Origin of the sequence: Massilia niastensis DSM 21313 (assembly GCF_000382345.1) — a bacterium.
Classification (GTDB): domain Bacteria; phylum Pseudomonadota; class Gammaproteobacteria; order Burkholderiales; family Burkholderiaceae_D; genus Telluria; species Telluria niastensis.
Genome location: NZ_KB908136.1, coordinates 21,783 through 33,214, shown reverse-complemented (window position 1 = coordinate 33,214; position 11,432 = coordinate 21,783). Strand labels below are relative to the sequence as shown.

Genomic DNA, 11,432 nt, shown 5'->3' with positions numbered 1-11,432 from the left:
GCTGCGTTTCAGTACGAAATGACCCACGCAGCCGCCTTGCATGCACAGGGCAACTTACCAGGTGTACTTAAACGCATGCGCGAAAGGATGATCGTCGAACTGAATGTGTATCGACCCGGCCGAAAGTTCGACCGGGTCACCAAAGCCAAACCGCAACGCTATCCAGAACGCCGACTCCGACGACCGCCAACCCTAACTTAACGGCATTAGGGTCAGAGTCAAATTATTGAGCAATTGCGCGCAATGTAACGAGGGTCAGAGTTGAATTATCGTGAATAGTGAGAATGTTAATGAACAATTCGACTCTGACCCTAATTGCCTCGCGTATCAGTATCAGTTTAGCGAAGTAATTGCTCAGGGCCGTGATCGGTCTCTTCGATATGCGTAGGCGACAGCGCAATAAAAAACGGGTTCACCTTGTCGTGAACCCGTTCTGGTTTCCGCCATATGGAGGCGGGCAGTATTCCCTGGCCGGCTGTCAGCCCAGTTCCCTGGTCAGTTGCGGCACGATCTCGAACAGATCGCCCACGATGCCGTAATCGGCCACCGAGAAAATGGGCGCGTCCGGATCCTTGTTGATCGCGACGATCGTCTTCGAATCCTTCATCCCGGCCAGGTGCTGGATCGCTCCCGACAGTCCCACCGCGATATACAGCTGCGGCGCCACGATCTTGCCGGTCTGGCCCACCTGCCAGTCGTTCGGCACGAAGCCCGCGTCGACCGCTGCGCGCGAGGCGCCCATGGCCGCGCCCAGCTTGTCGGCCAGCGGTTCCAGGATACTGAAATTCTCGCCCGAGCCCAGGCCGCGCCCGCCGGAGACGACCACCCTGGCGGCCGTCAGTTCCGGCCGGTCGGACCTGGCCGATGCGCGCGCGACGAAGGCCGAGGTGCCGGCATCGCCGACCGGTGCGATCCGCTCGATGGCGGCTGCGCCGCCTGGGCCGGCCGCCTCGAAGGCCGTGGTGCGCACCGTGATGAGCTTGACCGGATCGATCGACCGCACCGTCGCGATCGCGTTGCCGGCGTAGATGGGCCGCTCGAAGGTGTCCGGCCCGGCCACCCTGGTGATTTCGCTGATCTGCGCCACATCCAGCAGCGCGGCCACGCGCGGCAGGATGTTCTTGCCGTAGGCGCTTGCGGGAGCGAGGATGTGCGTGTAGCTGCCGGCGATGGCCAGTACCTGCGCGGCGATGTTTTCAGCCAGCCCGTCGGCGAAGTGCGGCGCCTCGGCCACCAGGACCCGGGAGACCCCCGCCAGCGCGGCGGCCGCCGCGGCGACGGCGCCGCACTGGTGGCCCGCGATGAGAAGATGGACTTCGCCGCCGCACTGGGCGGCGGCGGTGAGGGTAGGGAGAGTGCTCGCCTTGAGCGAAGCATTGTCGTGTTCTGCGATGACGAGTGCGGTCATGATGGGTTCCTGTTCTAGATCACTTTCGCTTCGTTCCTGAGCCCGGCCACCAGCTCGTCGACGCTCTTGACGATGACGCCGGCCGTCCGCCTGGACGGCTCGACGACCTGCAAGGTCGCCAGGCGCGGGCTGGTATCGATACCCAGGTCGGCCGCCTTGACGAGGTCGAGCGGCTTTTTCTTGGCTTTCATGATGTTGGGCAGCGTGACATAGCGCGGCTCGTTCATGCGCAGGTCGGTGGTCACCACGGCCGGCAGGGTCAGGGCCACGGTTTCCAGGCCGCCGTCGACTTCACGGGTGACGATGGCCCTGCCTCCCTCGAGGCCGAGACTGGATGCGAAGGTGGCTTGCGGCCAGCCCAGCAGCGCCGCGAGCATCTGGCCGGTCTGGTTGCAGTCGTCGTCGATGGCCTGCTTGCCCAGGATGACGAGCCCGGGTTGCTCGCGCTCGGCCACGGCTTTCAGGAGCTTGGCCACGGCGAGCGGCTGCAGCTCGTCGCCGCTCTCCACCAGGATCGCGCGGTCGGCGCCGATGGCCATCGCGGCGCGCAGGGTTTCCTGGCATTGGGCGACGCCGGCGGAGACCGCGACGACTTCGGCGGCCTGCCCGGCTTCCCTGAGGCGAACCGCTTCCTCGACGGCGATTTCGTCGAAGGGATTCATCGACATCTTGACGTTGGCGATATCCACGCCCGAGCCGTCGGACTTGACGCGCACCTTGACGTTGTAGTCCGCCACGCGCTTCACAGGTACAAGGATTTTCATGCTGTCCTTTTCAAACAATCGGAGACGGGGCGCTGCGGCCCCATTACAGGTCGAGGACCAGGCGCGCGCTTTTCGCCCGCGAACAGCAGGCCATCATGCTCTTGTGGCCGGCCCGCTGCGCCTGCGTCAGCACCTCGTCCCGGTGGTCCACTTCGCCAGCGAGCACCGTGATCTCGCAGCAGCCGCAAATGCCCGCCTGGCAGGAAGAGTCGATGACGATGCCATGGTTGGTGAGTACTTCCAGCAGCGTCGATTCCGCAGGCACCACCAGCTCGATCCCGGCCCGGGCCAGCTGGACGACGAAGCCGTCCCCGCCGGTCACCAGGGGCTGGGTCGCACCGAAGCGCTCGAGGTGGACCGTGTCCGGCGCACGGCCGGCGGCGGCGGCTTCATACGCCGCCAGCATCGGCGCCGGTCCGCAGCAATAGAAATGCGCGTCGGCAGGCGCCGCCGCCACGATGCCCGCCATGTCCAGGACGGCGTTCGCTTCCTCGTCCAGGTGGACATGGACGCGGTCGCCGAAGCGCGCCAGTTCGGGCAGGAAGGCCAGGTCCGCGCGCGAGCGGCAGGCATACCACAGCTCCCACGACGCCCCGATGCGCTCGAGGCGCTGCGCCATGCACCAGATCGGCGTGATGCCGATGCCGCCGGCGATCAGGACGGTATGGGCGGAGTCTTCCGCCAGGGGGAAGTGATTGCGCGGCAGGGACAGCGTGATGGGCATGCCGACGCGCAGCTGCTCGTGCATGTAGCGCGACCCGCCGCGGCTGTTCGGATCGCGCTTGACGCCGACCAGGTAGCGCTCGAGGGACTCGCCCGCATGCAGCAGCGAATAGGAACGGGTGATCCCGTTGGGCAGGTGGACGTCGACGTGGGCGCCGGCCGTCACGGGAGGCAGGGCCCCGCCTTCCGGACGCACGAACTCGAACACCTGGATGTCCCGGGTCGCATAGGAGATCGACTGCAGGCGGAGCGCCAGCGTTTCGCGCGCGGCGGCGCCTGTGGTAGAAGATGGCTGCGACATGGACTCAGCCTCCGGCCAGCCTGACGGCGACATCCATGGCGGCGACGCCATCGATCTCGCAGTGCATGGTATCGCCGGGCACGACCGGCCCGACGCCGGCGCAGGTGCCGCTCATGATGATGTCGCCCGGGTACAGGGTATAGAAGCGGGAGACCCAGGCGATCTGCTCGGCGATCCCGATGATCATCGCGGCGGTATTGGTTTCCTGGCGCAGCTCGCCGTTGACGTACAGGCGCATGCCCAGCGCCTGCGGATCGGCGATGGCATCGGCGGTCACCAGCCAGGGACCGAGCACCGCATAGCTGTCGAGGGACTTGCGCAGGGAGCGGTCCTCGGGACCGCGCACCGTCATGTCCAGCGCGATCGCGTAGCCGGCGATGCAGGACAGGGCCTGCGCCTCGGAGACATTGGCGACCTTCCTGCCGATGACGATACCCAGTTCCATTTCATGATGGCTCAGGCGTTCGGGGAAGCGCAGCGCCACGCCTTCGGCCGGGCCGACCAGGGAGCTGGCGGCCTTCAGGAAGAAGCCCTGTTCGGTGACGCCGCCCTTGTAGCGGTCGGTGAAGGTGGCGCGGTCGGCTTCCGCCTCCACCACATGGTCCATGTAATTGACAGGCACGCCGATGATCTTGCCGGGGTTCGCCACGGGGCTCAGGAAGCGGGCCTGCGCCACCGGCTTGGACGAGGCGTGCGGCAGGTGGCGCGCGATGGCGGCGCGCAGGCCGTCGAGATGGGAGATCAGCAGGTCGCCCGGAGCGGCAGGGTAGCGCGCGGCGGGCAGCGCGTCCAGCGCGGCGCTGACGTCGTAGACCTTGCCGTCGTCGACGACGCCAAGTTGTTGTTGGTCGTACCAGCAGATTCTCATGATGTTTCTTCTTTCAGATGACAAGGGGCGGATCGGGACGTGGCGCGGGCTAGCGGCCGGCGGGGACCTGGCTTGCGGTCTCGATGTCTTCCCTGAATACGCCGAGGCGGCGCATCACATCGGCGTCCGATACGACGAACAGGCGCGCATCGCCTTCCTTGCTGCGGTGCGACACCCAGTTATGCTGCGGTACGGTGAAGGTATCGCGCGGGCCCCAGGAAATCGTCTGGTCGCCCACGCGGCTCTCGCCATGGCCTTCGACCACGGTGCAGACCAGGTTGGCATTGCTGCGTGCGGGCAGGGTCCGGCAGCCGCTGTCCAACTGCAGCATCGAGGTGTCCAGCGAGGCCATCGCAGCCTGGCCGTTGAGCGGATTGACATAGCGTACCCGGCGCGCCCCGTCCGGCGAGACCGGCGCGTGCGCCAGGGCGCGGACCGCATCGGCATACGGATAGCGGAACACCGGCGAGTGGTCGCGGCGTCCGGCAATGGCGTCGGGCACGATGTTGGGCGAAGCGAAGGCCGCATCCGCCATGGTGACCGGCTGCTCGCCGATGGGACCGGGCTGGAACACCACCGATCCGAGGTAGTGGTGGAGCGGCACGTCGAGCACGTCGAGCCATACCACCGGTTCCTGGCCGTCGTGCCTGTGCTCGTGCCAGCACATGCCCGGGGTGAGCACCAGGTCGCCGTACTCCATCGGGCATTCCTTGCCATCGACCAGGGTGACCGCGCCCGATCCTTCGAGCAGGAAGCGCAGCGCATTCATGGTGTGGCGGTGGGGGCGGGCGGTCTCTCCGGGGAGCAGGCACTGCAAGGCGGCGAGCACGTTACCGCAGGTGAACTCGTCCGCCAGCGAGTGCGAATGCGGGCTCATCATTTGCAGCACGCGCCGCTGGACGGAAGCCGGCGAGGTTTCCTGGAACGCCAGGTCGACCAGGGGACGGGTTTCGCTCCAGCGCCAGATGCAGGCTCCAGCGGGTCCCGGAGGCGGCTTGTGCGCATTCGGGCTGTCCCACAGCGGCGCCAGGCGGGCGCCATGCCAGAGTTGGCGGGAATCGGGGGTGGACTGGCTCATGGTGGCGCGCTCCTTACAGCTTGAAGGATTCAAAGGTCCCCGGATGGAACAGGTCTTCCGGGGTCACGAGCCGCGAGGACAGTCCCTGCTGGTGGTGGTGGCGGAAGAAGGTCTCCAGCACATGGCGATTGCCGTCGATGCCGTACGACCAGAAATCCTCGCCCATCAGGTCCCGCGCCTGCTTGAGGCGTTCTTCCACGAAGGGCAGGGTGATCTTGGTGGCGGAGGTATCGCTCAGGTGTTCCAGCGCCAGGCCCTTGGACTGGTTGAAGGCCTTGTAGATGGCGCCCGGCAGCCAGGGGTGTTGTTCCGCCAGTTCGCGGCGCACGCCCAGGATGTGCATGATGGGGAAGATGCGGGTCCGCTCGTAGTAGTCCATGGCGGCGGCGGTCGGATCCGGGTACAGCCAGCCGATGTTCGGCGTCCCCGGCGCGACATCCGGCGGGCGCGGCGCGACGTAGCCGTCGATCTCGCCCTTGGCCAGCAGGCTCGAGATGGTTTCGCCATCCGGCGCGTCTTCCAGCCTGACGTCCGCCGGCAGCGCGAGCCTGATCTTTTCCGGCCGCCCCGCGTGCGAGATGCCGCCGCGCACCCAGGTCAGGTCCGACGGGGCCAGGCCATGATCGTCCTGGAGGAAGGAGCGCACCCAGACGTTGGCGGTGAGCTGGTACTCGGGCAGGCCGATGCGGCGGCCGCGCAGGTCTTCCGGCTTGCGGATGCGGTCGGTACGGACGTAGATGGCGGTGTGGCGGAACGCGCGCGACAGGAACACCGGGATGCCGACGTAGGGCAGGGTGCCGGCGGCGGCCTTGACGGTGGAGCTGGAGAGCGACAGTTCGCAGATGTCGAATTCGGCTCCGCGGAACGCGCGGAAGAAGATTTCTTCCGGCGAGAGCGTCATGAAAATCGGGTCCACGCCATCGATCTGGACGGCGCCATCGATCAGGGGACGGCAACGGTCATAGTTGCCGATGGCCACGGAGAGCTTCAGTTTGTTCATGTGTTTCCTTGGCTAGTGTCACGGTATCGGCGGGCGCGCCCAGCCTTGTCCTGCGGGGCGCGCTGTGCCGATCGGTGTCGCTATTTTTTGGGATCGTGGAAACTGATGCAACGCGAAAAGCTTCATTTCAGCTATGCTGCTTGGGCATCAATGTGCGCGCATCACTCTGCGCAAGCCGGCGAATGCCGCTCGAATGCACCGGCTCCGGCCTGCTTGCCTTGCCCGGCAGTGGGTTTTTCGCAATATCTCGTGGTACCATTTTTGCCTTTTTCAGCAGAGCATTCGACCAAACCATGCCGTTAATTACTAATCGTCCCCGCCGTTCCGGAGAACACCGCACCAGCGCCGCCGCACGGGAGCGGATCCTGGATGCCGCATTCGAGGTCATCCTCGAAGACGGCTATAGCGGCGCGACCATGGCCAAGGTCGCGAAGAAGGCCGAGCTGCCCGTGGGGAGCGTCTACTGGCATTTCGAGAACAAGGACCTGCTGCTGGCGGCGCTCATCGAGGTCAGTTTCGAGCGCTGGCACAGCAAGGTCATCTCGCACCACCGGCCCTTGCCCGGAGAGACATTCGAGCAGCACATCAACCGGATCTTCGGCATTTCCGAGCCGGGGAGGCAGTACGATGCCGCCGACTTCTGGCGCCTGGGGGTCATCCTGAGCGTCGAAAAATCGGTGCGCGAGCAGGTTGCCCGCGAACGCTTCCTGAAGATCCGCCAGATGCAACGCGCGGAGCTTGCTTCATGGTGGCGCAAGACCCTGTCCGCCGCGCTCCTCGAGGCCGACCCCGGCTTGCCGGAGCGGCTGAGCGGCTTCACCCTGGCCCTGCAGGATGGGAATGCCATCGCCGGCGCATCGGGGGAGACGATCGATGCCTTCAAGCCCATGCTCGCATCGAGCCTGATTCACCTGGTGTCGCAGGCGGCGGCCAACGTCAAGGCCTGACCCTTCCCACGCATCCCGCACTGCGCGCCGCTGTCCCGTTCGACGGCGGCCGCCAGCCTTCCCAACCGCCGCCGTGAGCGGCGGTTGCCGTTTTTCCTCCTCGACTCCTGTCCTGGCCACGCAACACATCGGCCTTCGTGCGCAAAAATTAAATATTGATTCTAGAACGAGAGTTCAGCTAATATGCGTGAAACCATCCTGGACCGGGCCGATCGCTCCGCAAGAAAGGCGATTGGTGTGCGCAGGGTGGACGACTGTTTTCGTTGTTTTAATGGAGGAAAAGACGTGGCAATCCTGACCGAAGAGAGCACAAGCAAGCGCATCAAGACCAAGAACTGGGACATCCACTACCACGAGGCGGGAGCGGGCCATCCGCTGGTCCTGGTCCATGGCGGCGGACCCGGCGCTTCGTCCTGGAGCAATTACAACCCCAACATCGCCACCCTGGCGGAGAAGTACCGCGTGCTGGCCATCGATCTTCCCGGCTGGGGCAAATCGCAGGCGGTGACCTACGACAAGCGCGACAACAGCGGGGTCCTGGCCGAATTCCTCGAAGCCCTCGGGATCGCCCAGGCCGCCTTTGTCGGCAACTCCATGGGCGGCTCCTCGTGCATCCGCCTGGCCTACGAGCGCCCGGAACTGGTCTCGCACCTGATCACGATGGGGTCGTCGGCCGGCGTGCCGGGCATGTTCGACCCCGCCGGGCTGAGCGAAGGCGTGAAAGCGCTGGAAGCGGCCTATTTCCATCCCAGCGTGGAAACCATGCGCAAATTCGTCGAGGGCATGGCTTTCGATACGCGCCATGTCACCGATGAGCTGCTGCTCGAGCGCGTCAAGGCAACCCTGGCGCGCCCCGACCACATCGAAGGCTGGAAGAGCGGCCACGGCAAGCCGATGGTCAGGCTCGACCCGACCAGGCTCGGCGCGATCACGGCGCCGACGCTGCTGATGCATGGCCGCGATGACCGCACCGTCCACTTCGGTTCGGCGCTGACCCTGGCGCGCGTCATCCCCGACTCCCGCGTGTACATCGTGAATCGCTGCGGACACTGGGTGCAGCTCGAGCATGCCGCCGAGTTCAACCGGGTCGTGGCTTCCTTCCTCGAAGGCCACGCATGCGCCGCCCAGGCGCGCCTGGCGGCGTGAGATGCGGCGGGCACGACCAGGTCTGCCCGCGCGTTTCGCCGTGATCCACCAGCACCCTGTTGACAGTGTTTTTTATTGAATGAATATTCCAGAATGCGCGGTCAACTAAACAATACGGAGACACCCGCAATGATCAAGTCACTTGCTTATCTTGGCGTTATTTCCCCAGCCTATAAGGAGTGGGAAAGCTTTGGGCCGGAAGTACTCGGCGTTCAACATGCCGGACATGGTCCGGATGGCGCGGTCAGGTTCAGGGTGGACGATGCCGCCCACCGCATCGCCATCCATCCCGGCGAGGACAACAGGATCGGCTATATCGGCTGGAGCCTGAAGGACGAGGCCGATGCGAAGGCCGTGGCCAAGCGCGTGGCTGCCCACGGCGTCGAAGTGACGCGCTCGCAGCAGGAAGAGAACGCGCAGCGCAAGGTCGAGGGCTTCTACTGGTTCCAGGACCCGTCCGGATTCCGCCATGAACTGAGCTGGGGCCAGGTCTATACCGCCACGCCGTTTTGCGCCAGCCGCGGCGTCAAGGGCTTCCGCACCGGGGAACAGGGACTGGGCCACGTCGTCCTGGCGGTGGCCGACCTGGAGCAAAGCGACCGCTTCTATCGCGAGGTGATGGGTTTCCATCCGTCCGACACGGTCAAGGACGGCGAGCTCCAGGCCCATTTCTATCATGTGAATGGCCGTCACCATTCGCTGGCGATCGGCCGGCTGCCCAGCCGCCAGCCGGCCTTCCTGCACCTGATGATCGAAGTAAACGACCTCGACGACGTCGGCACGACCCTGGACTTGTGCGAGAAGCGCGGCATTCCGATCACCACCACCCTGGGACGCCACAGCAACGACCGCATGATTTCCTTCTACATGTACACGCCGTCCGGCTTCCGCCTGGAATACGGCTGGGGCGGCCTGGATGTCGATAACGACCTCTGGGTGCCGCGCACCTATGACAAGCCGAGTATCTGGGGACATCGCAGGCAACACCACGAACTGACCGCCCTCATGATGTTCGATTCCCAGTCCGGATGACGCCGGGCCAGGTACAAGACAATCGTTAATATAGGAATTATCCAAATGCATCCGGTACGAGAAACTATCATCGCCAACACCGACCGCTTCGTGAGCCAGGAAGAGCCCAGCAATGCGCTGGGGAGGGTGACGGACGAGGCGGCCACGCTGCTGCGCGAAAGCGGCCTGGTCCGCATGCTGCAGCCCAGGGACTACGGCGGCTACGAAGCCGAACCCCGCGAGTTCTGCCAGATCATCATGGACCTGGCGGCGAAGGCGCCATCGATCGGCTGGGTCGCCGGCGTGGTGGGCGTGCATCCCTTCCAGTTCGGCCAGGGCGACCCGCGCCTGCAGGAAGAAGTCTGGGGCGAGGACCATGACACCTGGACCGCCTCGCCCTATGCGCTGATCGGCAAGGCGCGCCGCGTCGATGGCGGCTTCATCCTGAACGGGCAATGGCCGTTCTCCTCGGGCACGGATCACTGCAAGTGGGTCGTGATCGGCGGCATGGCGGAAAGCGAAGACGGACCGGCCGGCACCTTCGACGTGCCTTGCCATTTCGTGCTGCCGCGCGCCGACTACGAGATCCTGCATGACTCCTGGAACGTCATGGGCCTGGCCGGCACGGGCAGCAAGGACCTGCTGGTGAAAGAGGCCTTCGTGCCGGACTACCGCACCTACAAGCTGGCCGACCTGAACGACCGGGTGTATGCCTCGCGCTTCCGTCCGGGCAGCCCGCTGTACCAGATTCCCTTCGACCTGTTCTTCCCGGGGGCGATCTCGTCGGCCACGATCGGCATCGCCACCGGCGTGGTGAACCATTTCGCCGAATATACCGGAGGACGCGTCACGCGCATGGGAGCCAGGCAGACGCAGAATCCCTACCACATGGCCTCGCTCGGCGCCGCCCTGGCGGATATCGACGCTTCCCGCCAGCACGTGCTGGGCGAGCTCGGCGAGCTGTATCAATTCGTCCTGCGCGGCGGTCACGTGACCAGGGAAATGAAGCACAAGGCCCGCGTCAACCAGGTCCGCGCCGTGCGCCGCGCCGCGGAAGCCGCCGCCTTGGTGTTCAAGCACGCCGGCGGCAATGCCAGCCGCATCACCAATCCGATCCAGCGTACCTGGCGCGACCTGTCGGTGGCGATGGGCCACGCCTGCAACGTGGACGATCCGGTGTACGCGGCCTATGCCGGCGCGCTGTATGGCGTACCGGTCCCGCCGGGCGTCATCATCTGACCGCGGCTTGCAGTCGAACGGGCGCCCGGGCATGGATCATCACTATTTCATTCAACAGGTCGAGGACGATGCCAGGCGCGCGCTCGAGGAAGACGTGGGCGCAGGCGACCTGACGGCAGCCCTGGCGCCTGCGCAGCAGGCGGTCCGGGCCGGCATCCTCTGTCGCGAATCCGCCGTCATCTGCGGCCGGCCCTGGGTAATGGAGGTGCTCAGGCAGGTCGCACCTTCGGCAACGGCGGTATGGCATGTGAGCGATGGCCAGCGCTGCGAGGCGAACCAGGAGATCGTCGAGATCCGTGGCGCCGCGCGCGAACTCTTGAGCGCCGAGCGGACCTGCCTGAACTTCCTGCAAACCCTCAGCGGCGTCGCCACCAGGACGGCGGCCTACGTGGCGGCGGTGGCGGCGGTGGCCGGTGCGCGGGCCGCCATTCTCGATACGCGCAAGACCCTTCCCGGACTGCGCGTGGCGCAGAAATACGCGGTGCGCTGTGGCGGTGGCCAGAACCATCGGATGGGACTGTATGACGCCATCCTGGTCAAGGAAAACCACATCGCCGCGGCGGGTGGATTGAGCGCGGCCTACCAGGCCGCATTGCGCAGCGGCGCTGGCGCCCGCTTCATCCAGGTCGAAGTCGAAACCCTGGCCCAGCTCGAGGAGGCGCTGCGGGCCGGGGTGTCGATGGTCCTGCTCGATAACATGCCGATCGACCGGATCCGCGAGGCGGTGCGGCTGGCCGATGGGCGCTGCAGCCTCGAAGTCTCCGGCGGCGTGCGCTTCGACAGACTCGGGGAACTGGCCGGAACAGGGGTCGACCGCATCTCGGTCGGGGCCCTGACCAAGGACTTGCGGGCCGTCGACTTGTCGATGCGCTTCGACCCGGCGCCCGTGGAACGCGCCATGCCGGCCTAGCGCGCCACGGGCGGCGCGGCGGCCATCCTGCTGAACG

At 65.7% G+C, this 11,432-nt stretch carries 11 protein-coding genes and 1 pseudogene; 6 read left to right on the top strand and 6 right to left on the bottom strand.

Annotated elements, in window-relative coordinates; all coding sequences use genetic code 11:
• Window positions 1-201: pseudogene (locus tag H162_RS35045) on the top strand (IS4 family transposase); the annotation flags it as partial.
• 277 nt (window positions 202-478) lie between these two features.
• Here H162_RS35045 and H162_RS0124925 read toward each other — a convergent pair.
• Genes H162_RS0124925 through H162_RS0124900 form a run of 6 tightly spaced genes read right to left on the bottom strand, consistent with a single transcriptional unit; the run spans window position 479 to window position 6,142 of the window.
• Window positions 479-1,408, bottom strand: a complete 930-nt coding sequence (locus H162_RS0124925) for an electron transfer flavoprotein subunit alpha/FixB family protein (RefSeq protein WP_020656214.1) — start codon at window positions 1,406-1,408, stop codon at window positions 479-481.
• 14 nt (window positions 1,409-1,422) lie between these two features.
• The gene (locus H162_RS0124920; RefSeq protein WP_026355067.1) at window positions 1,423-2,172 is read right to left on the bottom strand and encodes an electron transfer flavoprotein subunit beta/FixA family protein; all 750 of its coding nucleotides are present in this window, start codon (window positions 2,170-2,172) and stop codon (window positions 1,423-1,425) included.
• A 43-nt stretch (window positions 2,173-2,215) separates the two neighbouring features.
• Window positions 2,216-3,196 (bottom strand): PDR/VanB family oxidoreductase, encoded by a 981-nt coding sequence (locus tag H162_RS0124915; protein ID WP_020656212.1) that lies wholly within the window; start codon window positions 3,194-3,196, stop codon window positions 2,216-2,218.
• Between the two features lie 4 nt (window positions 3,197-3,200).
• Window positions 3,201-4,064: a fumarylacetoacetate hydrolase family protein gene (locus H162_RS0124910; protein ID WP_020656211.1), complete on the bottom strand. Its 864-nt coding sequence runs from the start codon at window positions 4,062-4,064 to the stop codon at window positions 3,201-3,203.
• A 49-nt stretch (window positions 4,065-4,113) separates the two neighbouring features.
• Window positions 4,114-5,142: a cupin domain-containing protein gene (locus H162_RS31885; RefSeq protein WP_020656210.1), complete on the bottom strand. Its 1,029-nt coding sequence runs from the start codon at window positions 5,140-5,142 to the stop codon at window positions 4,114-4,116.
• A 13-nt stretch (window positions 5,143-5,155) separates the two neighbouring features.
• Window positions 5,156-6,142, bottom strand: a complete 987-nt coding sequence (locus H162_RS0124900; RefSeq protein ID WP_020656209.1) for a substrate-binding domain-containing protein — start codon at window positions 6,140-6,142, stop codon at window positions 5,156-5,158.
• Between the two features lie 293 nt (window positions 6,143-6,435).
• On the opposite strand from H162_RS0124900, the gene H162_RS0124895 reads away from it, so the two are divergent.
• From H162_RS0124895 to nadC, 5 genes are all read left to right on the top strand, one after another.
• Window positions 6,436-7,089: a TetR/AcrR family transcriptional regulator gene (locus H162_RS0124895; protein ID WP_040788156.1), complete on the top strand. Its 654-nt coding sequence runs from the start codon at window positions 6,436-6,438 to the stop codon at window positions 7,087-7,089.
• Between the two features lie 285 nt (window positions 7,090-7,374).
• On the top strand, window positions 7,375-8,235 hold the full coding sequence (locus H162_RS0124890; RefSeq protein WP_020656207.1) for an alpha/beta fold hydrolase: 861 nt from the start codon (window positions 7,375-7,377) through the stop codon (window positions 8,233-8,235).
• Between the two features lie 93 nt (window positions 8,236-8,328).
• A complete protein-coding gene (locus H162_RS31880) occupies window positions 8,329-9,267 on the top strand; it encodes a VOC family protein (RefSeq protein WP_371846916.1) in 939 nt (312 codons plus the stop codon).
• A gap of 45 nt (window positions 9,268-9,312) precedes the next feature.
• Window positions 9,313-10,485: an acyl-CoA dehydrogenase family protein gene (locus tag H162_RS0124880; protein ID WP_020656205.1), complete on the top strand. Its 1,173-nt coding sequence runs from the start codon at window positions 9,313-9,315 to the stop codon at window positions 10,483-10,485.
• Window positions 10,486-10,516: 31 nt separating this feature from the next.
• On the top strand, window positions 10,517-11,395 hold the full coding sequence (gene nadC, locus H162_RS0124875; protein ID WP_020656204.1) for a carboxylating nicotinate-nucleotide diphosphorylase: 879 nt from the start codon (window positions 10,517-10,519) through the stop codon (window positions 11,393-11,395).
• The last annotated feature ends 37 nt before the right edge of the window (window positions 11,396-11,432 follow it).